Origin of the sequence: Pseudophaeobacter sp. EL27 (genome assembly GCF_900313025.1) — a bacterium.
Lineage (GTDB): Bacteria > Pseudomonadota > Alphaproteobacteria > Rhodobacterales > Rhodobacteraceae > Pseudophaeobacter.
Genome location: NZ_OMPQ01000009.1, coordinates 129,394 through 154,367 on the forward strand (window position 1 = coordinate 129,394; position 24,974 = coordinate 154,367).

At 59.4% G+C, this 24,974-nt stretch carries 17 protein-coding genes; 6 read left to right on the forward strand and 11 right to left on the reverse strand.

All coding sequences use genetic code 11. The features are described from left to right. Positions 1-173: 173 nt before the first annotated feature. The 8 genes from ED661_RS08350 to ED661_RS08385 form a co-directional block, all read right to left on the reverse strand. Positions 174-707, reverse strand: coding sequence for a DUF2478 domain-containing protein (locus tag ED661_RS08350; RefSeq protein WP_122073469.1), 534 nt, complete (start codon positions 705-707; stop codon positions 174-176). A 75-nt stretch (positions 708-782) separates the two neighbouring features. Beyond that, the gene (locus tag ED661_RS08355; RefSeq protein WP_122073470.1) at positions 783-1,583 is read right to left on the reverse strand and encodes a peptidylprolyl isomerase; all 801 of its coding nucleotides are present in this window, start codon (positions 1,581-1,583) and stop codon (positions 783-785) included. A 15-nt stretch (positions 1,584-1,598) separates the two neighbouring features. Further along, positions 1,599-2,330 carry a respiratory nitrate reductase subunit gamma gene (gene narI, locus ED661_RS08360; protein WP_122073471.1) on the reverse strand — a complete coding sequence of 244 codons (732 nt, stop codon included), beginning with the start codon at positions 2,328-2,330 and terminating at the stop codon, positions 1,599-1,601. 11 nt (positions 2,331-2,341) lie between these two features. Further along, positions 2,342-3,055 carry a nitrate reductase molybdenum cofactor assembly chaperone gene (gene narJ, locus ED661_RS08365; protein ID WP_122073472.1) on the reverse strand — a complete coding sequence of 238 codons (714 nt, stop codon included), beginning with the start codon at positions 3,053-3,055 and terminating at the stop codon, positions 2,342-2,344. Beyond that, positions 3,055-4,578, reverse strand: coding sequence for a nitrate reductase subunit beta (gene narH / locus ED661_RS08370; RefSeq protein ID WP_122073473.1), 1,524 nt, complete (start codon positions 4,576-4,578; stop codon positions 3,055-3,057). Before narH ends, narJ begins: the two co-directional genes overlap by 1 nt. Next, a complete protein-coding gene (locus ED661_RS08375; protein ID WP_122073474.1) occupies positions 4,575-8,303 on the reverse strand; it encodes a nitrate reductase subunit alpha in 3,729 nt (1,242 codons plus the stop codon). The genes narH and ED661_RS08375 overlap by 4 nt, the downstream gene beginning before the upstream one ends. Before the next feature lie 93 nt (positions 8,304-8,396). After that, positions 8,397-10,004, reverse strand: a complete 1,608-nt coding sequence (locus ED661_RS08380; protein WP_122073475.1) for an MFS transporter — start codon at positions 10,002-10,004, stop codon at positions 8,397-8,399. 67 nt (positions 10,005-10,071) lie between these two features. Beyond that, a complete protein-coding gene (locus ED661_RS08385) occupies positions 10,072-11,490 on the reverse strand; it encodes an MFS transporter (protein WP_122073476.1) in 1,419 nt (472 codons plus the stop codon). A 225-nt stretch (positions 11,491-11,715) separates the two neighbouring features. On the opposite strand from ED661_RS08385, the gene ED661_RS08390 reads away from it, so the two are divergent. Next, positions 11,716-12,441 carry a helix-turn-helix domain-containing protein gene (locus ED661_RS08390; protein ID WP_348457064.1) on the forward strand — a complete coding sequence of 242 codons (726 nt, stop codon included), beginning with the start codon at positions 11,716-11,718 and terminating at the stop codon, positions 12,439-12,441. A gap of 36 nt (positions 12,442-12,477) precedes the next feature. Here ED661_RS08390 and ED661_RS08395 read toward each other — a convergent pair whose 3' ends face one another. Together ED661_RS08395 and ED661_RS08400 are read right to left on the reverse strand one after the other, a co-directional pair. Next, positions 12,478-13,953 (reverse strand): ATP-binding protein, encoded by a 1,476-nt coding sequence (locus tag ED661_RS08395; protein ID WP_122073478.1) that lies wholly within the window; start codon positions 13,951-13,953, stop codon positions 12,478-12,480. Next, positions 13,950-14,696: a response regulator transcription factor gene (locus tag ED661_RS08400; RefSeq protein ID WP_122073479.1), complete on the reverse strand. Its 747-nt coding sequence runs from the start codon at positions 14,694-14,696 to the stop codon at positions 13,950-13,952. Before ED661_RS08400 ends, ED661_RS08395 begins: the two co-directional genes overlap by 4 nt. A gap of 302 nt (positions 14,697-14,998) precedes the next feature. Here ED661_RS08400 and ED661_RS08405 point away from each other — a divergent pair, with 302 nt between their 5' ends. The 5 genes from ED661_RS08405 to ED661_RS08425 all read left to right on the forward strand — a co-directional run bounded on the left by ED661_RS08405 (position 14,999) and on the right by ED661_RS08425 (position 20,145). Then, positions 14,999-16,243 (forward strand): ABC transporter substrate-binding protein, encoded by a 1,245-nt coding sequence (locus tag ED661_RS08405; protein ID WP_122073480.1) that lies wholly within the window; start codon positions 14,999-15,001, stop codon positions 16,241-16,243. Positions 16,244-16,338: 95 nt separating this feature from the next. After that, on the forward strand, positions 16,339-17,211 hold the full coding sequence (locus ED661_RS08410; RefSeq protein ID WP_122073481.1) for a carbohydrate ABC transporter permease: 873 nt from the start codon (positions 16,339-16,341) through the stop codon (positions 17,209-17,211). After that, positions 17,204-18,103, forward strand: a complete 900-nt coding sequence (locus ED661_RS08415; RefSeq protein ID WP_122073482.1) for a carbohydrate ABC transporter permease — start codon at positions 17,204-17,206, stop codon at positions 18,101-18,103. The genes ED661_RS08410 and ED661_RS08415 overlap by 8 nt, the downstream gene beginning before the upstream one ends. Before the next feature lie 4 nt (positions 18,104-18,107). Then, complete coding sequence (locus tag ED661_RS08420; protein WP_122073483.1) at positions 18,108-19,205, forward strand: ABC transporter ATP-binding protein; 1,098 nt, start codon at positions 18,108-18,110, stop codon at positions 19,203-19,205. A 1-nt stretch (position 19,206) separates the two neighbouring features. After that, the gene (locus ED661_RS08425; RefSeq protein ID WP_122073484.1) at positions 19,207-20,145 is read left to right on the forward strand and encodes a glucokinase; all 939 of its coding nucleotides are present in this window, start codon (positions 19,207-19,209) and stop codon (positions 20,143-20,145) included. 2 nt (positions 20,146-20,147) lie between these two features. On the opposite strand, the gene ED661_RS08430 is transcribed toward ED661_RS08425, so the two are convergent. Then, entirely contained in the window at positions 20,148-24,932 is a 4,785-nt protein-coding gene (locus tag ED661_RS08430; RefSeq protein WP_162930085.1) for a non-ribosomal peptide synthetase, read from the reverse strand. Positions 24,933-24,974 lie beyond the last annotated feature (42 nt).

Below are 24,974 nucleotides of genomic sequence, written 5' to 3' on the forward strand. Positions count from 1 at the left end.
GATTTTCAGCCACCGCAGCCTGTCCCAGCTTCACTTATCATAAGAGACCAGCAGATTCTCCGGTGAATTTACCATAAAATACAAGGAGAAGGCCATGACTTACGCTGTGCAAAGCAAAGCCAGGCGCGCAGGCAACAGCAGCATGGGTCGCTAAATCACCGGCATCTGCGGTATCAAGCGGCGCTCATGGTGTGTGATAGGGGCTGACAAAGCTGAGCCCCGGCCCAGGCCTCCAGGGTGTCAACATCGGGAGCAAGCGCGATCCCAAGGTCTCCGACATACTCAAAAAAGGCCTCACGGTTGAGCTGGTTCAAGCCGACAAGAACCGGAACCTCCAGCGCCAAAGCCTCGCCGATCACCGCCCGAAATCCGCGTCCCTCAGCTTCGTGTTTGCCAAATTTGTTGATGATCAAGATCTCCGCCCCGGCTTGCAAAGCGCGTTCTGTCAGTGCAACGGCCTCCTCCAGCGCGGCTGGATCCAGGCGGCATCCGCGGGCATTTTCGCCCAGGGATTGCGAAATGCGGATCACGGGCCCCTTTGGCAGCACCTGCACATCCATGTCACACCGGCAGCTGTCGCTGCGTTCTGAGTTGACCTGTACAACGCCGCTGGGGGAATGACCGGCGGCCAGGAGGCGCTGGCTCAGTTGATGGAGGATTTGATCGGTGTCTCCGCGGCCCTGCGCCATTGTATAGGCAATCTGCATTGTCTTCTTCCTTGCACTGATCGCATGGGGCAGAGCCGCTGCCTGCCCCGTTGTTTTCCTCTTCCGACCTACGCCTCAGGTCACCGGCTGCAGATCCGCGCCGGTGATCTCGGCTCCCGCGGCCAGTTCCTGCACAAAGGCCTGCGCCGAGCGGGCCCAGGCGGCTTTTTCCATGGCGATGGTGATGGCGCGTTTGGCGGCTTCAAAGGGCAGCTCCTGCCCCTTTGCCACTGCATCCATCCGCACCAGATGATAGCCATGGCGGGACAGGATCGGCACTGGCGTGATCTCACCCTCTCCCAGGTGATGCAGAAATTTTTCAAACTCAGGCACCGTGTCGCCTGGCCCCAATTGGCCCAGGGCACCGCCCGCAGATTTGGAACCGCAATCGCTGTCAGTCTTGGCCAGCGCCACAAAATCCTTGGGGTTGGTCTTGAGGCGATCATTCAGCACATTCGCCTTTCTCAGCGCCTTTTCCTTTGCCTCCTTGTCGCGGGGATCACAGGCACAAAGAATATGCGAGACCTCCCACAGAGGTGGTGAGCGGAACCGTGAAGGATCCCGCGCCCATTCTGACTTTACCTCTTCTTCCGTCGGGGCCTCGACCTCGACAGAGGTTTCGAGAAGGCCCCGGATCAGGGCCTCCTCATCTGTTTCAAAGCGGCCCGGCTCGACCTCGGCGGGCTCCGGGGTCAACCCTTGGCGGCGCGCCTCCTGCAACAGCAGGGTGCGCACGGCAACCGCATTGGCGGCCTTGCGCCAGGCGATGCCGGGTTTACCCGTTGGGGCTTCATGGTTCTGCGTCTCTGCCGCAACCACGGCATGGGGCACACATTCACCATTGACGATGAGGTCGGGGAAAAGGCCTGCTTTCATCCTATCTACTCCAGCTTACTTGTTGGCGGACCGGCCGGGGGCAACCGGACCAGCACGGGTTGGCAGAGGTTCAGAGCGGCGCGACCGCACCACCTGATAGCCAGGGCGGAAGATATAGCGCACCGGCACCGACAGCATGTGAACCAAGCGGGTAAAGGGGAAGACCAGGAAGATGGTCAGGCCCAGGAACAGGTGCAGTTTGAAGACAAAGGCCACATCCGAGATATAGGAGGCCGCTGCGCCATCAAAGAAGATGATCCCCTGCGCCCAGGACATGAACTTGACCATTTCATGGCCGTCCAGATGCCCCAGCGAGGCAAAGACGGTCAGCAATCCGAGAACCAGCTGCGCCAAGAGCATTGCCAGGATAACGATATCCGCTGTGCTGGAGGTCTTGCGAATGCGCGGATCGGTCCAGCGACGATGAAACAGCATACCGCCGCCCACCAGCGCCATCACGCCGGCGATGCCGCCAACGACAACCGCGCCAACCTGTTTGAAACCATGGCTGATGCCAAGGGCGTCAAAAATGGCAATCGGTGTCAACAGGCCGACAAAGTGACCAACAAAGATCACCAACACGCCGATGTGGAACAAGACCGAACCCATGATCAGCTGCTTGCGGCGCAGCATCTGGCTCGAGGAGGTTTTCCAGGTGAAAGGATCTCGCTCATAACGCGCGATCGACCCGACAATCGCCACAGTAAGAGCGATGTAAGGATAGATACCAAATAGGAAATTATGCATGAGAGCCTCCGTTATTCAGCCGCCACACCGGTGGAACCGGGTGCAGGATTTTGGGGTTCATCCATGCGCGACAGCATATCGCGCACTTGGGGACAGCCCGCATTGGGATCGGGACCAAAGAGCACTTCGCTCTCCTCCCAGACCTCATCCAGGGCTTCCAGATCATTGGGGTCCACTTCCGGCTGCTCCAGCAGCTCGGCCACGGCCTCCTTGTCGGCCTCGACGCCTGCCAGCTGTAAAAGAGCGGCGAACACAGCACCATATTGGCTCTCACGACGGGAAAGCCGTTCGCTCAAAGCACTAAAGATATGGGCTGCGTCCGCCAAAGTGTCCTGTACTTCGGCAAAGGGACGCGTCGACAGGAATTCCAGTAATACAGGCAGGTGATCCGGCAGCTCGGTGGTGTTTGGCTCAAACCCACCATCACGGTAGGTCTCAATAAGCGAAACCATTGCGCCGCCCCGGTCACGGCTTTCGCCGTGCACGTGTTCAAACAGGTTGAGGCTGAGGGTGCGCGAGCGATCAAAGAGCATGACGTATTTCTCTTCGAGATCGTAGATGTCCTCATCGCGCAGCGCATCCACCAGTGGGCGCAGCTCGCGCCGTGCCGCAGCTGTCAGCCGGGTGTCGGAGGCGAGCACGCCTCCGATTTCCGACATGGCGCCCTGAAGCTCCCGGGTGGGGTAGCTCAAGAGCAATGAGATTGCTTTGAGAGTACGGTCCATTAGCGCAGCTCCTCAGGCATTTTCAGGGGTTTCTTGGAGCCGCCAAAGAGCGATCCCTTGCTGATACCGGGCGAACAGCCATTGGTATCGGTAAAGCCGCAGCCGCCGCGCAGGTCGTAGGCTTCCTCAACCTGTTCCCGGTGGGTGGTTGGGATGACAAAGCGATCCTCATAATCCGCCAAGGCCATGATTTTATACATGTCCTCGATCATTGCGGAGTCCAGACCAACCTTGGCAGCAACGGCCTCGTCACGCACACCATCGATGGTTTTGGCGCGCATATAAGAGCGCATCGCCAGCATCCGTTCCAGCGCCAGTGCCACGGGCTCCTCGTCGCCTGCGGTCAGCATATTGGCGAGGTAGCGCAGCGGGATACGCAGATTGCGCACGTCCGGCATGGCGCCGTCCATGCCAATTGCGCCGGCTTCGGCCGCGTTCTGGATCGGCGACAGTGGCGGGATGTACCAGACCATCGGCAGGGTGCGATACTCGGGGTGCAGCGGGAAGGCCACTTTCCATTCCATCGCCATCTTCCAGATCGGGCTTTCCTGCGCCGATTTGATCCAGTCCTCGGGGATGCCATCTGCACGCGCCGTTGCAATGACTGCCGGATCATTGGGATCCAGGAAGACATCCAGCTGGGCGTCATAAAGATCTTTCTCGCCCGGCGCATTGGCCGCCGCGTCGATCTTATCCGCATCATAGAGCATCACGCCCAGATAACGGATCCGGCCAACGCAGGTCTCGGAGCAAACTGTTGGGTTGCCGCTCTCAATCCGGGGGTAGCACAGGGTGCATTTCTCGGATTTGCCGCTCTGCCAGTTGTAGTAGATCTTTTTGTAGGGACAGCCCGAGACACACATCCGCCAGCCACGGCATTTTTCCTGGTCAATCAGGACGATGCCGTCTTCTTCGCGTTTGTAGATCGCACCCGATGGGCAGGACGCCGCACAGGCCGGGTTCAGACAGTGCTCACAGAGACGGGGGAGATACATCATGAATGTATTCTCATACTCCCCGTAGATCTCCTTTTGGATGCCCTCAAAGTTGTAGTCTTCCGACCGTTTCGAGAATTCACCGCCCAGGATCTCTTCCCAGTTTGGCCCCTTGTTGATCTTCTCCATCCGCTCGCCGGTGATCTTGGACCGGGGACGTGCGGTGGGGAAGGCCTCCAGTTCGGGGGCCGACTTCAGGTGGTCATAGTCGAAATCAAACGGCTCATAGTAGTCGTCGATCTCGGGCAGATCCGGGTTGCCAAAGATATTGGCCAGGATCCGCCATTTGCTGCCCTGTTTGGGCTGCAGCTTACCCCCGCGGGTCCGCTCCCAGCCGCCATTCCAGCGGTCCTGGTTTTCCCAGTCGGTGGGATAGCCTGTGCCGGGCTTGGTTTCGACATTGTTGAACCAGGCGTATTCGACACCGTCGCGGCTGGTCCATACGTTTTTGCAGGTCACGGAACATGTGTGGCACCCGATACATTTATCGAGGTTCAGCACCATACCGATTTGAGCGCGTACTCTCATTCTGCTGCCTCCTTCTGGGTCGCTTCGCGGTCGAGCCAGTCGACCTTTTTCATCTTGCGCACGACAACAAACTCATCGCGGTTGGCCCCCACGGTGCCGTAGTAGTTAAAGCCGTAAGACTGCTGCGCGTAGCCACCGATCATGTGGGTGGGTTTGAGAACAGTCCGGGTCACAGAGTTGTGGATCCCGCCACGGTGACCGGTCTTTTCAGAGCCGGGCGTGTTCACGATTTTCTCTTGGGCGTGATACATGAAGGTGGTGCCATCCTTCATCCGCTGCGACACCACCGCCCGCGCAGTCAAAGCGCCGTTGGTGTTGTAGAGCTCGATCCAGTCGTTATCCTTGATGTTGGCCTTTTTGGCGTCGTTTTCAGACAGCCAGACCACCGGGCCGCCGCGGTTCAGCGTCAGCATCAGCAAGTTGTCGGAATAGGTCGAGTGGATGCCCCATTTCTGGTGGGGTGTGATGAAGTTCAACACCAGGTTATCGCCATCGTCCTGCACATCCTTGGTGATGGTTTTCAGATCCACCGGAGGTCGGTAGGACATGAAGCCTTCGCCAAAGGCGCGCATCCAGAGGTGATCCTGATAAAGCTGCTGACGACCTGTCAGGGTGCGCCATGGGATCAGCTCATGCACGTTGGTGTAGCCGGCGTTATAGCAGACCTTCTCGCTTTCCAGACCGGACCAGGTCGGGGAGGAGATGATCTTGCGCGGTTGCGCCGCGATATCACGGAAGCGGATCTTCTCGTCTTCCTTGGGCAGCGCCAGATGGGTGTGATCCAGCCCGGTGTTCTGCGACAGAGCATCCCAGGCTTTCACCGCCACTTCGCCGTTGGTTTCCGGCGCCAGCATCAGCACGACCTCAGTCGCGTCGATGTCGGTGACGATCTTGGCACAGCCCTTGGCCGGGCCCTCTTCCCATTCACCGTTCAGCTCGCGCAGATGCTGCACTTCGTGCTCGGTGTTCCAGTTGATGCCTTTGCCGCCATTGCCCAGTTTGTCCAAAAGCGGACCAAGCGCCACAAAGCGGTCGTAGATCGCTGTGTAGTCACGCTCGACGGGCACATAGTTTGGCGCGGTCTTGCCTGGGATCAGGTCGCATTCGCCCTTCTTCCAGTCTTTGACCTGATCCTGGGCCAGTTCTGCCGGGGTGTCGTGCAGCAGAGGCAGCGCAACAATATCGGTTTCCTGACCGAGGATCTCGGGGGCAACTTCCTGCACCTTCTTGGCGATGGATTTGAAGATCTCCCAGTCGGATTTGCTCTCGTAAGCCGGATCCACAGCCGCCTGCAGCGGGTGGATGAACGGGTGCATATCCGAGGTATTGAGGTCGTTCTTCTCATACCAGGAGGCAGTTGGCAGCACGATATCGGAATACACCGCAGTGGTGCTCATCCGGAAGTCGATGGTGACCAGCAGATCGAGTTTACCCTGTGGGCCTTCCTCGTGCCATTTGGCTTCTTTCGGCAGTTGACGGCCTTCTTCGCCAAGATCCTTACCCATGACGCCATGATCAGTCCCCAAGAGGTGCTTGAGGAAGTATTCATGGCCCTTACCGGAAGACCCCAGCAGGTTAGAGCGCCACACAAAGAGGTTGCGCGGCCAGTTTTCTGGCGCATCCGGGTCTTCGCAGGACATTTCCAGCTCGCCGCTCTTCAGCTGCTCCGCCACATAGGTCGGAATATCCTTGCCAGCCTCTTTGGCCTGTTTGGCCACTTCCAGCGGGTTGGTTTTCAGCTGTGGTGCAGAGGGCAACCAGCCCATGCGCTCGGCGCGAACGTTATAGTCGATGAGGTTGATGTCCCAATCACCCTCAGGGGCTGTTGGCGACAGGATCTCATCCGCCTCCAGGGTCTCATAGCGCCACTGATCAGAGTGGGCATACCAGGCCGAGGTGGAGTTCATGTGACGGGGTGGACGACCCCAATCAAGGGCAAAGGCCAGCGGCTGCCAGCCGGTTTGTGGCCGCAGTTTTTCCTGGCCCACATAGTGCGCCCAGCCACCGCCGGATTGACCCACACAGCCACACATGACCAGCATGTTGATGACACCACGGTAGTTCATATCCATGTGGTACCAGTGGTTCATCGCAGCGCCGATGATGACCATGGACTTGCCTTCGGTCTTTTCAGCGTTCTGCGCAAACTCGCGAGCAACGTGGATGATCTTATCCCGGCTGACGCCGGTGATCTTTTCAGCCCAGGCAGGGGTGCCGGGCATCTCATCGTCGTAGTCTTTGGCAACCCAGTCACCGCCCAGGTTCCGGTCGAGACCGTAATTGGCACAGTAAAGGTCAAAGACCGTGGCGACCTGGATTTCGCCTTCAGCGGTTTTGATGGTTTTGACCGGAATATTGCGTGTCAGAACATCAGGATGGTCTGCATCTGTTGCAAAGGCTTCGGTTGCTTCGCCACCAAAGTAGGGGAAGTCCACACCCAGCACATCATCATGGTCTTCTTCCATGATCAGCGACATTTTCAGGGTGGTGTCGGCATCCTTGGCTTTTTCCTGCAGGTTCCATTCACCATCTTCGCCCCAGCGATAGCCGATCGAACCATTTGGCGCGACCAGACCACCTGTGGCCTCGTCCCAGGCGATGGTTTTCCATTCCGGGTTATTCTCTTCACCCAGTTTGCCATCCAGATCATCGGCGCGCAGGAAGCGGCCCGGCAGCATCCGCCCGTCTTTTTCTTCCAGCTTCACCAGCATGGGGAAGTCGGAATACTTGCGGCAATACTCTTCAAAATACTCGGCCTGACGGTCGAGGTGGAATTCGCGCAAGATCACGTGGCCAAAGGCCATGCCCAGCGCCGCATCGGTACCCTGTTTGACGTTCAGCCAGACATCGCCAAACTTGGCGGCCTCGGAATAATCGGGGCAGATGACAGCGGATTTGGTGCCACGGTAGCGGGCTTCGGTATAGAAATGCGCATCTGGTGTCCGGGTCTGTGGCACGTTGGAGCCCCAGAGCAGCAGATAGCCGGAGTTATACCAATCAGCGGATTCAGGCACGTCGGTCTGCTCGCCCCAGATCATCGGCGAGGCAGGTGGCAGATCGCAGTACCAGTCGTAGAAGGACATGCAGACGCCGCCCATCAGGGACAGATAACGCGAACCCGCCGCGTAAGAGATCATCGACATCGCGGGGATCGGCGAGAAGCCAAAGATCCGGTCAGGGCCGTAGGTCTTGGTGGTGTAGGAGTTCGCCGCCGCAGTGATCTCGGTCGCTTCATCCCAGGTGGCGCGCACAAAGCCGCCCTTGCCGCGGGTCTCAACATAGGAGGCACGCAGGATGGGGTCATTCTGCAGCTTGGTCCAGGCCTCAATCGGGCTCATGGTGGCGCGCATCTTGCGCCAGATCTTCATCAGGCGGCCACGGACCAGCGGGTTTTTCACCCGGTTGGCGGAATAGAGATACCAGCTGTAGCTGGCACCACGGGCACAGCCGCGTGGCTCATGGTTGGGCAGATCTGGACGGGTGCGGGGATAGTCGGTCTGCTGGGTCTCCCAGGTGACGATCCCGGATTTCACGTAGATTTTCCAGGAACAGGACCCGGTGCAGTTCACCCCATGGGTGGAGCGCACCACTTTGTCATGGCGCCAGCGATTGCGGTAGGTATCTTCCCAGTCGCGGTTTTCACGGGTGACCTGACCATGACCGTTGGAGAATGTTTCGAGTTCTTTGGACTGAAGGAAGTTTAGCCTGTCGAGCAGATGGCTCATGGGGTCTCTCCTTGAGAAAGCGGCGGATTAGCGGGCAGTTTGGCGGGCTTGCCCCGGCCAGCCAGTGGCCGGGGCATATCGGTTTCGATCAAATCAAGGGTTCTTGATGTAGGCGCCGGGGCGCAGGTAGAACCACCAGTTGATCGCGATGCAGACCCCATAGAAGACTGCAAAACCGTAGAGCGCGTACTCTGGTGTTGCGGCTTTGATCTGCTCACCAAACACTTTGGGGATGATGAAGGCGCCGTAGGCAGCAACAGCGGCGGTCCACCCCAGGACCGGGCCAGCCTGCTCTTTGTTGAAGGCCACGGCGATGGTGCGGAAGGTGGAGCCATTGCCGATACCGGTGGCGGCAAACAGGATCAGGAACAGCACCATGAAGGGGAAGAAATACTGCTCAGGTGTTGCCGAGACATAGGCCTGCTTGAGGAAGTAGGCGACGCCCAGGGCCGAGGCCACCATGACAATCGAGATCCACTGCGTAACCCGGGCACCGCCCAGTTTGTCAGCAATCATGCCACCCACGGGACGGATCAAGGCGCCGATGAAGGGCCCCATCCAGGCATACATCAGGGCAGATGGGCCGTTCGGGTTGGCCAGATCATGTGTCATGATGCCGTCAACCTCAACGTGCTGGAAGCCAAAGACCACTTTGATCGCCAGGGCAAAGGTCGCCGCATAACCGATGAAGGACCCAAAGGTCATGGTGTAGATCACGGTCATCGCCCAGGTGTGCTTGTTGCCAAAGATCTTGTACTGACGGGTCAGGTTCTGACCAACCTGACCAGGGATCAGCTTGAGCATGAACACGGTCAGCGCGATCACGATGGGCAAAACGATCCATTTGGAGATCATGAAGCCGGAGCCACCCACCTTGGCAGGCAGCATCAGCCACAGACCAATCGCAGCCGCAACAAATCCGATCAGCAGCATGAAGGTGATGGTCGAAAACGCGCCAACGGGGCTTGGGATGTCAGGGCTGACGTGCTCATCCCGAATGTTGTTCATCCCAAACCATCCGGCAAAGGCCAGCGGGATCAGGGCCAGCAACCAGACGTATCCCGCGTTGTGGATATAGGTCTCGGTGCCCGATGGGATCTTACCAATCAGGGTGCCGGAGGTGTTTTCCAGGATCATTGGCTCGCCGCCGAACAGACCAAAGGTCATCACCAGTGGGATAACGATCTGCATGGTGGTCACACCAAAGTTGCCCAGGCCCGCATTCATGCCCAGCGCATAGCCCTGCACCTTTTTGGGATAGAAGAAGGAGATGTTGGACATCGAGGAGGAGAAGTTACCGCCACCGATACCCGACAGGAAGGCCAGGATCTGGAACTGCCACAGGGGTGTATCAGGGTTCTGCAGCGCAATACCTGCCCCAACGGCGGGGATCATCAGCAGCGCTGTGGTAAAGAAGATGGTGTTTCGACCACCCGCGATGCGGATAAAGAAGGTCGATGGAATACGCAGTGTCGCGCCGGTCAGACCGGCGATGGCCGCGAGGGTGAACAGCTCGGATTTTTCAAAGCTGAAACCAAGGTTGATCATCTGAACGGTGATGATGCCCCAGTAGAGCCAAACCGCAAAGCCGCAGAGCAGCGAGGGGATCGAGATCCACAGGTTCCGGGTGGCGATTGCCTTACCCGTAGAGGCCCAATAGCTCTCGTCCTCTGGAGTGTAGTTTCTTAGGTCTTGTCCCACGTTTTTTCCCTCCTCATCATGAGGTTGCGACGGGCCGGGGAAGGCCCGTCATTTTAGAATTCAGGATTTAGGATTTCACATCGTCGGGATGCTTGGCGTTCCACTCCTCGACCACGGCGACCGACTGGGCCAGCGCTGTGTTGGCGCGTGCTGCCCGGACCCGCAGGGCCTCCAATGAGGCTGCTTCGAAGTTGGCCTTCTCCTCTTCTTCCTGCTCCTCTGTGAAGCGCACAAAGAAGGCGAGAACCGAGGCACAGGCGACTGTGACACCGATGACAAAGAAGACATCAGGCCATTCCATCGAGCCCTTGAACAGGAAGCCCGCAGCCACCGCACCGGCGTTACCGCCCGCACCAACCACACCGGCTACCGCGCCAAGTGCTTTTTTGTTGATGAATGGAACCACCGAATAGGTTGCGCCCTCGGCCATCTGAGTGAACAGCGAGAAGATGATCAGCATGGGCAGCGCCAGGAACAGCACCTGCATCTGGCTGAACACCATCAAGGCACAGCCTTCGCCCAGCAACACGATGAAGAGCCAGAAGCTGCGACCTTTGAGGCCCCACAGCGCACCAAAGTTGTCGCCAAAGATGCCGCCCAGGGTCCGGGCAAAGATGTTCATCAGACCAAAGGAGGCCGCAACACCGCCCGCAGCCACCAGGCTCAGGTCGAAGTAGTCATAAAAGTAAAGCGCCGCGACGTTGTTGACGGTCAGCTCGATGCCAAAGCAGGCGCCGTAGATCATGAACAGGATCCAGACCCGGTAGTCTGCCATGGCGCGGAAATAGTCAGCGGTGACCGATTTCTTGGGCGGCAGTTTACCCTGTTCACGCAGCTCCTTGTAATTCCCTTCGGGAGCATCCTGGGTCAGGAAGTAATAGGCGATACCAACCACAAAAATCACACAGCCAACAACCATCATCGACAGGCGCCAGCCAACGGCCTCGGAAAACCCAAAGCCAACCACAAAGACCGAAAACACCATGGGCATGGCAAATTGGGTGACACCGCCACCTAGGTTCCCCCAACCGGCGGAGGTCGCATTGGCGGTCCCCACCACATTGGGCGCAAACATCACGGTGGTATGGTACTGGGTGATTACAAAGGCCGCGCCGATGATGCCGATCAGCAGGCGGAAGAACAGGAAGGTCTCAAAGCTGTCCGCCAGGCCGATACCAGCCACCGGGAAGGCGCCAAAGATCAGCAGGTAAGTATAGGAAAGCCTTGGACCAATCCGGTCACAGAGCCAGCCGATAAAGAAGCGCGCAAAGACCGTCACCGCCACCGAGGCGATGATCGACCAGCCCACTTGTGATTTGGTCAGTTGCAGCTCGTCGCGCACGATGATCATCAGCGGCGCAATACCGAACCAGGCGAAGAAGCAGGAGAAGAACGCAAACCAGGTCATGTGGAAGGTGCGGATCTGCACCATCTTCACGTTGAAGAAGTTCCCCCAGAGACTGGTTGCCTTGTTTTGAATTTCCATCGGTGTCCCTCCGAATTTTACGAAAGACCCGCTTAGGCGAGTTTGGATGCAGACCTGCGCCCTTATTGCTCAAGGCAGTTTGATCCAGATCATGAAAACAAAATAAATGTAGCAAAATAAATGACTTAACAAAATTTGTCAGTTCAGATTCATCTATTGATCAAGGGAAGTCCGGATATATCGCAAGCGGGGAGTTGACATTTATCAAGTGGATAGGCGATCAACATGCGAACAAATACTCAGCTGGTGACGCTAGGCATGCCCGATTCATACACAAAAGAAATTCGGGATCTGCACCTGTTTTCCGACATGGAGGACCAGCATTTTCAGAGCCTTATCCGGGCGGCCTATGTGCAGAACTTTCCGCCACAGATCGAATTGATTTCAGAGGGCGACCCCAGTGATTTCCTGCATATCCTGCTTACCGGGTCTGTAGATCTGTTCTCCAGCTGGAACGATCGTGAAACCAGCATGGCAACAGTCCGGCCCATCACAACATTTATTCTGGCGGCCACCGTGCGTGATGCGCCCTATCTGATGTCGGCGCGCACCATGGAGAAAAGCCGGATCATGCTGATCCCCAGCCAGAACGTGCGTGAGGTGTTTGATCAGGACGGCGGATTTGCCCGCGCCATCGTGGATGAGCTGGCCCAGTGCTACCGTGGCGTGATCAAGAACACCAAGGATCTGAAACTGCGCACCTCGCTGGAACGGCTGGCCAATTATCTGTTGCGTCAACAGCATCGCTGTGGCGGTGGAGCAGTGTTTACGCTGGATGCGGAAAAACGTCGGCTGGCTTCGGTTCTGGGGATGACCTCTGAAAACCTGAGCCGCGCCTTCAAGGGCCTGCGCCCCTACGGGGTCACCGTGACCGGCAGGCAGATCACTGTCACCAATCAGCAAGACCTTGAAAGCTTCGCCAAGCCTGATCCGCTGATCGACCAACGATAGAGCAGCCTCCATCCCCTCAGTCTCAATATACCGGAGCTAGTGGCGCGGAATTTCAAGCTGCGCCCGCAGCCCCTGCCTGCCCTGCTCAAACCGCAGTGCCCCGCCATGTTGTTCGGCAACGGTGGCAACAATGGTCAGCCCCAGACCAAAGCCATCTATGGCACTGCTGTTGGCGCCACGCTGAAACGGCGCCAGCACCTCTTCGATCTCGACCACGGTCAATTCCGACCCCTCATCCTCGACGGTGATCAAGGCGCGCTGCGAGTCTGCTTCCAGCCGCACCACGGCGCGGCGTCCATACTTCAAGGCATTGTCCACCAGATTGGTCAGCGCGCGCTGCAACAGGATGGGCCGGGCCGTCACCAGAACCCGGCGCGCATCCGGCAAAGCGCCCTGCCCTGCGCGCGCCGAAAACAGCGATTGCCCGCCCTGCACCACCTCTGGCTCCCTGCGCTGATAGCTCACCGGCCTGTCCAGATCCTGATAGTCCGCCACCAGGGCCTCTACCAATGCCGTCAGCGAGATCTGACGAGGCACCTCGAGGCTGAGTTCCGAGCGCGTATAGGTCAGCACGCTCTCGATCATGCCGGTCATACCATCGATATCGGCTTCCAACTTGTGGCGCAGGCTCGGATCCTGGATCAGCGCCGCGCGCAGCCGCAGCCGGGTGGCAGGCGTGCCCAGATCATGGCTGACCCCGGACAGCACCGTGGCGCGTTTCTCAATCTGCGCCCGCGCCCCGGCCAAATGATCATTCACCGCCGAGACAACCTCTTGCAACTCCGCCGGACCGGGTGAGGCATAGCTGTCCGGCCCGCCCAGCACCCGTGGTTGACGCAGCAACCGGGCAAAACCGCCAAAGCTGGCGCTGGTCTCGGCGCTCTGGCTCAGCACAATCGCCAGCCCCACCGCCGCCAAAACTGCCGCCAGCAGGCGCAGATCAGTTGGAGCCGCCTGACAGCCCCAATACTGTCTCCCCTCAATCCGCACCCACCCCCTGTCGCCATATTGCGCAAAGACCTCCGGATCGCTGCAATGGCGCGCCAGAAGCTGGGTGACCGCCCCCAATTGCTGCGCCGCAGTTTGTTGCGGCGCGGTCACCAGATCGGCCACAGCATAGCGCAACCGGTCGGACACGATCATCAACCGCAGTACCGTGCCGAGGCCTGGCCCCTGGTTCGATCCCCGGTTCGATCCCTGCTCTGATCCCGCCTGAATCGAAATTTCAGTGACAATGCCGCCGCCCTGGACCACGGGACGTTTGTGCGGCGCCGCCTCACCCTCCTGACCTGATGAGGGCTGCGGGTTGGTACGGATCGCCAGCCCCTCGGGCAAAGGCGCAGTGCTTTGCAGGCTTTGATACAGCAGAACGCCCGCCATCTGGCTGCGTTGCAGATACTGATCCCAGGCCCGCGTGGATTGCAGCCACAACACCGCCGCCCCCAATCCAATGGCAAAACCTACCAGGATCCACAGGCGTGCCTGCGCCTTTAGGGTCCAGCCCCTCCTCACGCGGGGCGCTCCTCGGTGACATCCACCGCCAGCACATAGCCAATGCCCCGCGCGGTGCGCAGCATCTTGGGGTCTTTGGGGTCGCTCTCAATCTTTGACCGCAGCCGCCCCACCAACATATCGATTGCCCGCCCAGAGCCGTCACTGTCCCCACTGCCACCACTAGTGAGACCTTCCAGCAAGGCCGCCTGGATTTCCTCACGCTTCAGCGGGATATGGGGGTTGGCCAGAAACACTTTGAGCAGGCTGCTTTCGCGCTGCGACAGCGCCACCTGAAAGCCTTCGGGCGACAAGGCCTCGTCACGCTTGCCATCATAGCTCCAGCCAGCAAAGCGAAAGAGCGCCAGCCGGCGCCGATAAACCAGCGAAGCACTGCGGCTGGCCCGCTGCAGAACGGCCCGCACCCGCGCCAGCAACAGATCCGGGTTGAAAGGCTTGGCCACATAGTCATCTGCCCCGACTTCATAGCCCGCCATACGCTGGTGGTCCTGCGACAGGGCTGAGACCAGAATGATCGGCACATCCTGCTCGGCACGCAGCCGGGCGCAGATCTCAACGCCGCTCTCGGAGCCCAGCATCACATCCAGCAGGATCAGATCCACCCGGCCCGCCTGCATGCAGGCCCGGATCTCTGCCTCACTTTGGGCCGCATGGGCGATAAAGCCGTTTTGCTGCAAGAACTGCGTCAGCATGGCGCGGGTCTCCGCGTCGTCGTCCACCACCAAGAGCCGGGGTATCGTCATCGGTTCTGTCTCTGCCTGTGCTCATATGTGTCGGCCAGCATCTGGCCCCTGTCAGCAAGACTGCCCCATTTTTGCTGCCAAAGGTACAGCTAGGTAACAAGTTGTAACGGAAGCCGCAGATTTCTTACCCCTCCCCGCCGGACAGGCCTGTTCAACCATTGCGACAGCCCCCTGTCCCGGCGCAGGCTAATGGCAATACAGTCGCCCAAGCGGCGATTTTGCGTTCAGGCCTGCCACAGAAGCAGCCAGCGCAATCCACAAGAGCCCCCTGGCTCTTGGTTGACACTCGGGAGGAAGACATCATGAGACGATCCGTATTTACCGCAGCATCCACGCTGGCACTTGTGGCAGCATCCATGGCCCAGGCCGGCCCCGAAGCAGAGGTGCTGCATTGGTGGACCTCGGGCGGGGAGGCCAAATCCGTCGCGGTGCTGCAGCAGGAGTTTTCCGCCAATGGCGGCACCTGGACCGATATGCCGGTGGCAGGCGGCGGTGGCGACGCTGCGATGACCGCCCTGCGCGCCCGCGTGCTGTCGGGCAATGCTCCCACCGCGGTGCAGCTGAAAGGCCCTGCCATTCAGGAATGGTATGAGGAAGGCGTTTTGGCCAATATCTCCTCAGTGGCTGAAGCCGAGGGCTGGGACAAGGTCCTGCCCGCCTCGATCGCGGCCCATATGAAATGTGAGGGCCAGTGGTGCGCCGCGCCGGTCAATGTGCACCGGGTGGATTGGCTCTGGGCCAATGCCGAGATCCTGCAGGCCAATGACATCGCGATGCCAAAGAGCTGGGAAGAGTTCAACGCAGCCGCTGACAAGCTGATGGAGGCCGGGGTGATCCCGCTGGCCCATGGTGGCCAGGCCTGGCAGGATGCCACGGTGTTTGAGGTTGTCGCCCTTGGCCTTCTCGGCTCCGAAGGTTTTGACCAGGCCTTTGTCGATCTGGATCCAGAAATGCTGGGATCAGACAAGATGGTCGCGGTCTTTGACCAGATGCGCAAGATGCGCGGCTATGTGGACAGCAATTTCCCCGGTCGCGACTGGAACCTCGCCACCTCGATGGTGATGAACGGCGAGGCCGCTTTTCAGATCATGGGGGATTGGGCAAAGGGTGAGTTCCTGGCCGCCGGCAAGGTGCCGGGCGAAGATTTCCTCTGCGCCTCGGCACCGGGTGGAGGGTTCCTGTATAATGTCGACAGTTTTGCCATGTTCGATGTGGATGGTGACGACAAACAGGCAGGTCAGGAGCTCCTGGCCAAGCTGATCGTCGGGCAGAACTTCCAGAAGGTCTTTAACCTCAACAAGGGGTCTATCCCGGCGCGGGTTGATGTGGCGATGGAGGAGTTTGACTCCTGTGCCCATCTGTCAGCCGCTGAGATGACAACCAGCTCCAAAGAGGGCTCGCTGTTGCCCAGCTATGCCCATGGCATGGCGATGCGGGGCGCCCAGTCCGGGGCCATCACCGATGTGGTCACGGCGCATTTCAATTCCGACATGTCCTCGGCTGATGCGGTCGACATGCTGGTTACCGCAGTGGCAAACTCGCACTGAGACAGCTGATCATCCCGACCCACGCTCCACTCACATGAGCCGTCCTGCCCCGGTGTTTTATCGGGGCGGGGCAAACCCCAAAGAGGCACGACCCTATGCGCGCATGGCTGGAACGTCAGATCCCCAAGATGGTGCTGGCCCCCTCGTTTGTGGCGATCCTCATCTTTGTCTACGGCTTTATTGGCTGGACGGCCTGGATCTCCCTGACGCGATCAAAACTGTTGCCGAAATACGATCTGCATGGGCTGATCCAGTATAAGCGGCTGTTGGCGGCGCCACGCTGGGACACTGCCATGGACAACCTATTGCTCTTTGGCGCCCTGTTCATCTGTATCGCCATGGCGCTAGGGCTGCTGCTGGCGATCCTGCTGGACCAGCGCATCCGCGTCGAAGGCGTGCTGCGCACCATCTACCTCTACCCCATGGCTCTGTCGATGATCGTCACCGGCACTGCCTGGAAATGGATCATGAACCCAGGTCTCGGCATCGAGGCCATGGTGCGGGGCTGGGGCTTTGAGAGCTTTCGTTTCAACTGGGTGATTGATCCCGAAATGGCGATCTATGCGGTGGTGATTGCCGCCGTCTGGCAGGCCTCTGGCTTTGTAATGGCGCTGTTTCTGGCCGGGCTGCGCAGCGTCGACGGTGAGATCATCAAGGCCGCCCAGATCGATGGCATTCCCGGCTGGCGGATCTATACCGCCATCATCCTGCCTTCGATGGCGCCGATTTTCCTGTCGGCTTTTATCGTGCTGGCGCATCTGGCAATCAAGAGCTTTGATCTGGTGGTGGCCCTCACCGGCGGTGGGCCGGGTTATGCCACCGATCTGCCCGCCACCTATATGTATGCCATGGCCTTTTCGCGCGGCGACATTGGTCAGGCAGCCAGTTCTGCCATGGTGATGATGGGCGTCGTTTTTGCCATTGTCGTTCCCTATCTCTATTCCGAACTGAGGGCGAAACATGTCTGACCTCTCCCCCACGCCAGCCACCCTTTCCGCACAGGCCCGGCCCGGACAGATCGCCCTGCGCTGGCTGTTGTTTTCCCTCTTGGGCCTGTTTGCGCTGTTCTATCTGCTGCCGCTCTTTGTCATGGTGACCACCTCGCTCAAGAGCCTGGAGGAAATCCGCAGTGGCAGCCTGGTGGCCCTGCCCCGCGAGGTCACCTTTGACGCCTGGCGCAGCGCCTGGTCCGGGGCCTGTACCGGCATCCAATGCGAAGGCCTGCGCCCCTATTTCTGGAACTCGGTGCTGCTGGCGGTGCCGGCGGTGCTGATCTCGACCTTTCTGGGCGCCGCGAATGGCTATATCATTGCCCAATGGCATTTCCGCGGCGCCAATCTGATCTTCTCCGCCATGCTGTTTGGCTGTTTCATCCCCTTTCAGGTGGTGCTGCTGCCAATGGCCCGGATGCTGGGGCTGATGGGGCTGGCGGGGAGCATTCCGGGGCTGATCTTTGCCCATGTGATCTATGGGATCGGCTTTACCACGCTGTTTTTCCGCAACTTCTACGTCACCATCCCCAGCGATCTGGTCAAGGCCGCCAAGGTCGACGGCGCGGGATTCTTCCGCATCTTCTGGTCGATCTTTCTGCCGCTGAGCCTGCCCATTATCGTTGTCACGGTGATCTGGCAGTTCACCCAGATCTGGAACGACTTCCTGTTTGGGGTGAGCTTCAGTCAGGCCGGCACCCAACCCGTGACTGTGGCGCTCAACAATATCGTCAACTCGACCACCGGCGTCAAAGAATACAACGTCGACATGGCCGCCGCGATCATCGCAGGCCTGCCAACCCTCTTGGTCTATGTGGTTGCTGGAAAATACTTTATTCGCGGCCTCACCGCCGGCTCTGTCAAAGGCTAATGCTATGATCCCAATTCTGGACATCAGAAACCTCAACAAAAACTACGGCGCGGTGGAAATCCTGAAGGAGGTCAATGTTGCCATCGATCCCGGCGATTTCCTGGTGTTGGTCGGCCCCTCTGGCTGCGGGAAATCCACCCTGCTCAATTGCATTGCCGGACTGGAGCCCATCTCTGGCGGATCGATCAGCATTGGTGGACGTGACATGACCCAAGTCAGCCCCAAAGATCGCGACATCGCCATGGTGTTCCAGTCCTATGCGCTTTACCCCACCATGACGGTGGCGAAAAACATCACCTTTGGTATGAAAGTGCGCGGTATTGATGCCGCCACCCAGGCCCGCAAACTGGCCGAGGTGGCACAGCAATTGCAGATCGAACCGCTGCTGGATCGCCGTCCCGGACAGCTGTCGGGCGGTCAGCGCCAGCGGGTGGCCATGGGGCGCGCTCTGGTGCGCGATCCCAAACTGTTCCTGTTTGATGAACCACTCTCCAATCTGGATGCCAAGCTGCGGGTCAGCATGCGCTCCGAGATCAAAAAGCTGCACCAAAACCTGGGCGCCACCATGGTCTATGTGACCCATGACCAGATCGAGGCCATGACCCTGGCCACCAAGATCGTGGTGATGAAGGGGGGCGTGGTGCAACAGATCGGCACCCCGGCAGAGATCTACAACCACCCGGCAAACCTCTTTGTCGCTGATTTCATGGGCTCACCCGCGATGAACCTGATCCCGGCCCGCACGCAGGCGATCGCAGATGGCATCCAGATCGAGATCGCCCGCACTGAGGGCGCGCCGATAGTCCTGCAAAGCCCGCTTGTGCAGGACCTGCCGCAGGATGTCATCCTTGGCCTGCGCCCCGAAGACATTGCCGAGACCGGGTTTCGCAGCGGTGCTGCGGTGCAATCGGCCCAGTGCCGCATTGATCTGGTCGAGCCTGCCGGAGCGGATACCTATGTGGTCTCTGAACTGGGCGGTAAACAGGTCACGGCCCGGCTACATGCCGAAACCAAGGCCCAGCCCGGTGCTATGCTGGATCTGGCTTTTGATCTGGCCAAGGTGTCCTTCTTTGCGCCCGACACCGGCGAGCGGTTGAACTGATATGATGCGTCTGGTTGCTGATCTTGGCGGCACCAATTGCCGCCTGGCGCTGGTCCCGGCAGCGGGGCAATCGCTCAAATCGGTGCAGAGCTACCGGAATGAGGATTTTGCCAGTTTCTCTGATCTTTTGGAGCGATATCTGGCCAGTTTTGGCACGCCCGGGATTGCTGAAATGGTTGTTGCGCTTGCCGGTCCGGTCAATGGCGCCGCTGCCAGTCAAACCGCAGAAATCACCAATCGGGGCTGGCAGCTTTCCGCACCGGATCTGTCCCGGGACATGGGGGGGATCCCGGTTCATTTTTTGAATGATCTTAGTGCGTTAGGTCACAGCCTTGTGGATCTGACCCATAATGATCTTGCTGAGGTTTACCCTGTGCGGGCAGTAGATCCTCTGTCGCAGAAGCTGGTCATCGGGATTGGCACTGGCTTCAATGTTAGCCCGGTGATTTCCACCCCTGAGGGTGTAACCTGTCTGAAATCCGAATACGGCCATGTCGCGCTGCCGCTGGACCTGCATCAGGCGTTGGTGGCGCAGATTGGTTCAAAAGCAGAAGATTTCACCACTGTGGAGTGCTGTTTCTCCGGCCGTGGGTTTACGGCCCTGCATGCAGCCTTTGCGCCACATGCCCCGCCCCGCAGTGCCGCCGAGATCATGGCAGCGCCTCTACACGTCGAAGGCACCGGTTTTGTCACCTTTTATGCGCAATTGCTCGCTCTACTGAGCCGCAATCTGTTGAAGGGGTTTTTGCCCCTGGGCGGGCTGTATTTTGCCGGCTCCGTGGCGCGAAGCCTGCTGACAGGCCCTGGCGGATCCGCATTTGTCGCAGCCTATTGCCAAGCGGATCCGAGGTTTCCCGACCTCACAGCCCCGGTGTTTTGCATCCTGGAGGACGCCGCCGCGCTGAAAGGCTGTGCCGCTCTACGCTTTCCTGCGGCCTAATCTCAGCCCTTTGGGCTGCCCTGGCTCGCCGAGATACCTTCCTCCGACTTGGCCAACCACTCCAGAACCTCAGCCGAGCAGTTCCCCGTGTCTTTAGCCTTGCGCAACAAGTTCAAAGCCCCTTGAAACTGTCCGGTCTTGGCCAGGCTGATCCCCAGTGCAGTTGTGCTATCCGCTCTTGCCCCAAAAGTCTTTTCAACCTGCAACAACACCTCAACCGCTTCTTGTGCACAATCAACCTGGTGCAGAAGTTCACCGTAGATGGCTTCAAGGTCATGCAACAGCCTGCCGCTGGCCTGTGTTTGCGCGCGCGCTTTCTCAAGCTCCGGCAAAGCAGCCCGCGCCCCCTGTAACCGCAGCAATGCCTGAGCGCGCGCCGCATGCCAGACCAGGGCGGGAACGCCTTTGGGAGGATCAGTCGGGGCGGCCTCGATCCAATCGGCCAGTAATCCAGAGCAATCCTTCCCCATAGAGATGGCCAGACTATCGGCAACCAAGCTCGACCAGGGGTGATCAGGATGCTCGCGGCTGATCCCGCAGATCAGATCTAGCGCCGCCTTTGGTTGGACCTGGGCCAGAAGATACGAAACCCGGCGTCGGTCTTTGGCCCCCGGCAAAGGCGTGACAGTGCAATCGGGCCCTCGCAGCCCCAGCAACGCCGCCATTGTTGCAGGAGCCTGCCGGTGCAACATTTCGTTATGAGCAGCAGGCACCATACGAACGGCGACCTCCCCCTCGACAAAATCTTCCCAGCCAAAAGCAATCATCGCGATGGACAACAACCCGCTGCGATCCCCACGCACCAGCTTCATATCTCCCTGCCAGGGCTCAAACACATGGGCCCGACGCAGGTTCTCCGCCTGTATCCCCTGTTCTCCCCAGACGGGGTCTCCCTGTCCGACCTTGTGAAACACCGGTGCGTTATCGATGATTGTCAGGCTGGCGGGCGGAGACTTTAATGCCGCAAGCTGACGCGCTGTTTCAAAGGCTTCAGCTCCTCCATATGAAAATCCGGTCAGATGCAGTTTTGATCCGGGAAATCCATGTTCCAGAACGCGTGCAAAACACCGCGCCTGGTCAGCAAAACTGCGCTGCGGCTCCCCAGGGGCTTCGATGGGACGCTGCAACATGTAGCAGCTCTGATCCTGCGGCGCTTCCAGCATCATATTGGTCAGATTTGGCCCGGTTGGGATCAGTCCAGGCAGGAACAACAAGGGCTGCGCACAACTACCCTCTTTGGCGCAAACAATAATCTTGTGTAAATCCTGCGGTGCCGTCTTGGCCAAAAGCGCATTTAGCTCCCGCGGAGTGGGATCGCCAAAGGCCTCTGCAACGGGGAGATGGCAGCCGGTGAGGCCTCGGATGCGGCCCAATAGAGTGATCAGCAGCAGCGAATTGCCGCCGGCCGCAAAAAAATCTTGATCAAGGTTGGCAGGTGGGCAGCCAAGTGCCTGCTCCCAGCCCTGAAGGACCGCCGGGGCCAAACCGCCTTCAGCTTCGCGGCCTTCGGCATCCTCCGGCACAGGAGCCGCATCAGTGAAAGTACCTTGCGTTTCAATAGCCTCCCTGGCCCGGACTAGCATCGCCCTGCGGTCCAGTTTACCTGCCGTATTCAGCGGCAGCACCTCACAGGTAACAATGAGGCCTGGCACCCAGGCCGCAGGCAGGTTGGCCTGCAGATACCGTCGCACCTCTGGTTCTGTGGCGCCATCCTGGGGCACATAGAAAGCAACCAATAGGGTTCGATCCGTTATCTCAGCCGCAAAAACCGCCGCCCCGGTGGCAAGCTTTCTGGCGAGAAGCAGGTTTTCCACCTCGCCGGGTTCCACCCGTTGGCCGCTGATTTTCACCTGGTCATCCAGCCGCCCCAGACAGCTGATCGTTCCGTCATCCAGCAGCCGCCCCACATCCCCCGTCCGATACCAGCGCTTGGTCTGTGAACCGAGATCAACCTGGGGAAAGCTCTGTTCTGTGCGCTCCGCAGATTTGTAATAGCCACTGGCCAACCCGGCTCCGCCGATCCAGATTTCCCCTGTCATGCCCGGCCAGACAGGCCGCTGCTGCGCATCCAGAACCGCGAGGCTGTAGCCAGGAAACGGTTGCCCAATCTTTGAACCAACTGGGGCTTTTTCCCTGTCTTCGCCCCCCTGTGGCAAGACCTCTTGCCAGGTTGAAAACACGGTTGCCTCGGTTGGTCCGTAAACATTGAACAGCTGCCCAACCCTGGGCAGGATCTGCTTGGCCACCTCTGGGGGCAGCGCTTCCCCCCCAATCAAAGCCTTGAGCTGTGGCATATCCGGCAGGCCTGCTTCAATCAGCATCCGCCACAAGGACGGCGTGGCAAAGAAATGCCGCGGTTTGCTGGCCTGCATCGTCTCAACAACATGCCAGGGATCACGGCGAAGCCCTGCCTCAATAATCACCAACTCACCGCCAGACACCAGCGGCATCAAAACCTCGTAGATGATGCTGTCAAAGGTGGTGGCGCTGGCCGACAACACTCTATCACCCCGGGTTGGCGCAAAGACCTGGCGCACTGCGGCCAGATAATTTGCCAGGGCCCGATGCGGGATGGCGACGCCCTTTGGCTCACCGGTGGAGCCAGAGGTGAACATGACATAGGCCAGGGCCTCTGCGGCGGGCGCATCGGGCGCGATGAAGGTGCCTGCTATGGCGCCCCCCTCGTCGGGGGACAGACTGGGGCGTCCCAGGGCCTGCGCCAGTTCCGCCTCTGCAATCAGATGTTTGGGATCGGCCTGCTTGAGGATCCGCGCGATCCGCTCAGGTGGATCCTCTGGCGAAACGGGTACAAAGGCGCGTCCCGCACGTAAGATGCCTAAAAGCGCCGCAACAAATTGCGCGCCGCGCGGCAGGGCCAAGGCAACCAGATCACCCGCGCCCCCTGGTGCATGCATAATCGCTTGCGCCCAGGCTGCACTGGCCGCGTCAAGCTCTGCATAGCTCCAATGCAGATCACCACAGTGCAGCGCAGGCTGATCTGCGTAGCGCTCAAAACTCTGGGTCAGCAATCGCGCCAGAGAGGGGGCTTCTTTGGGCGCAGGACAAGACAGAATGCGCGGGCTCGCCCTTTCGGCGTTAAGTTTGGTCAGCAGCGTTTCAGCCGCCGTATTGGGGCTCTGAAGAGCGGCTGAGAGCATATCGGAAAACTGCGCGGTGATCCGCGCGGCAGTCTCAGGGGTAAAGCGCGCTGCATTCCAAACCAGCTCCCCCTGGAGCCCGGTCTCTGTCTTTTCCAGGTTCAAAGCCAGGGTGAAAGGCGTTGATCGCCCCGACAACGACAGGGGCTGAACCGTACAGCCGTGCAGATTGAGCCTGCGGGTGGAAAAGCCCCGATAATTCAGCACGGCCTGATAGGCCGCTGCTGTGTTCTGAACCTGCGCTTGTGTGGTGGCTAATGCCTGAGACTGGGAGGTGGTTGCCTGCTCCAGAGCCCGCGCCAGCGCTGTCTGTTCCGTTTGGCAAAGATCGCCAAACTCCATTCCTGGCGCTACGGGGGTACGAATTGGCAGGGTCTGCACAAAGGCACCAAGCATCTGTTGCACCCCCGGTGCATCGCGGGTCATCGCTGTATTCCCAATGCAAAAATCCCGCTGCCCGGAGATTTCAAACAGAGCAAGCCGATAGGCCGCCAGCAACACCGAGATGGGCGAGACATGCAATTCAGCGGCAAGGGCTTCGACCTTGGACCAGGTCTGCGCATCGATCTCAATCGGGGTGCTGTTGCCCCGGTAGCAGGGCAGCTTTGGTGGTGCAAAATCAAAAGGCAAACCCAGCTCGGGCACTGGTTCGGGGTGTTCCCCCCAGGCCGTCTGCAAGGGTGTTGGCAAAGCGTGAGCGTAGTCGCCAAAGTCATGGTTCGGGCGCACGGCTAGGCCAGTGTCAGGCTGCGGAGAGGGGGCGTCGGAATGGCGCTCCATCCGGGCTATAACCGAAGCAGGCAAGGAGGCGGAAGAGGAGCGGATGAACCGCAGATTATGCGGCAGCGGATCTGCGCGTTTTTCCAGATGCTGGATCAGGACAAGATGAATGGTGGGAACGGCGGAAAACCAGGTGACGCCGTGCCGCTGCAGGCTCTCGACAAAGGCCTCTGGCTGGAACTTCCCCGCCAGCACCACAGCCCCGCCGGAGATCAGCGCCGCCCCCAGACTGGCCATCAGCCCATGGATATGGAACAGCGGCATGGCACAGAGCGAGATATCCTCGGCGCTCAGCGCCAGCGATTGGGCGATGTTGGTGCATGAGGTGGCCAGGTTCTGTTGTGTCAGCGCCACCATCTTGGGGCGGGCGGTGGTGCCAGAGGTATGCAGGATCAGCCCTGTTGCCGTCGGATCGGACTGCGCCGGCAGGCTGCCCTCATAAGGGCCTGCCTGAAACAGGCGGTCGTCGAGTTCAAGACTGGCCAGTCCCGCCGCTGCAACCGCTGCATGGGCGGCAGGGCTGGCGCCCTCTCCCAACAGGACCAGCCCCGGTTTCAGATCGCTGAGGTAGAACAGGAATTCATCCGTGGTGTAATCCGGATTCAATGGCGCTGCGATATGGGCGTGCAGACAGGCCAGAAACCCAAGCGTGGCATGGCGGGCCTTTGGCGCGATGTTCGCAACTGCCGCCCCCGGCGCGACCTTTGCCGCATCGATCGCCAGAATGATCTGATCCAAGGCAGCAAGGCTATCGGCACCTGTCACGGAGCCGATAGCCTTGCAGATCAAAGCAGGACGATCCAAACGCTGCGCAAGAACCGCGCGCAACTGCGCTCCAAAATGTACCACAGAGCCCCCCAAGAAACAGAAACGACGCGATGCTGCACGAGG

Excerpts from the sequence above, each read along its gene's own strand:
- ED661_RS08350 (WP_122073469.1), bottom strand. The coding sequence starts at position 707 with ATGCAGATTGCCTATACAATGGCGCAGGGCCGCGGAGACACCGATCAA.
- ED661_RS08355 (WP_122073470.1), bottom strand. The coding sequence starts at position 1,583 with ATGAAAGCAGGCCTTTTCCCCGACCTCATCGTCAATGGTGAATGTGTG.
- narI (WP_122073471.1), bottom strand. The coding sequence starts at position 2,330 with ATGCATAATTTCCTATTTGGTATCTATCCTTACATCGCTCTTACTGTG.
- narJ (WP_122073472.1), bottom strand. The coding sequence starts at position 3,055 with ATGGACCGTACTCTCAAAGCAATCTCATTGCTCTTGAGCTACCCCACC.
- narH (WP_122073473.1), bottom strand. The coding sequence starts at position 4,578 with ATGAGAGTACGCGCTCAAATCGGTATGGTGCTGAACCTCGATAAATGT.
- ED661_RS08375 (WP_122073474.1), bottom strand. The coding sequence starts at position 8,303 with ATGAGCCATCTGCTCGACAGGCTAAACTTCCTTCAGTCCAAAGAACTC.
- ED661_RS08385 (WP_122073476.1), bottom strand. The coding sequence starts at position 11,490 with ATGGAAATTCAAAACAAGGCAACCAGTCTCTGGGGGAACTTCTTCAAC.
- ED661_RS08390 (WP_348457064.1), top strand. The coding sequence starts at position 11,716 with ATGCGAACAAATACTCAGCTGGTGACGCTAGGCATGCCCGATTCATAC.
- ED661_RS08400 (WP_122073479.1), bottom strand. The coding sequence starts at position 14,696 with ATGACGATACCCCGGCTCTTGGTGGTGGACGACGACGCGGAGACCCGC.
- ED661_RS08405 (WP_122073480.1), top strand. The coding sequence starts at position 14,999 with ATGAGACGATCCGTATTTACCGCAGCATCCACGCTGGCACTTGTGGCA.
- ED661_RS08410 (WP_122073481.1), top strand. The coding sequence starts at position 16,339 with ATGCGCGCATGGCTGGAACGTCAGATCCCCAAGATGGTGCTGGCCCCC.
- ED661_RS08415 (WP_122073482.1), top strand. The coding sequence starts at position 17,204 with ATGTCTGACCTCTCCCCCACGCCAGCCACCCTTTCCGCACAGGCCCGG.
- ED661_RS08420 (WP_122073483.1), top strand. The coding sequence starts at position 18,108 with ATGATCCCAATTCTGGACATCAGAAACCTCAACAAAAACTACGGCGCG.
- ED661_RS08425 (WP_122073484.1), top strand. The coding sequence starts at position 19,207 with ATGATGCGTCTGGTTGCTGATCTTGGCGGCACCAATTGCCGCCTGGCG.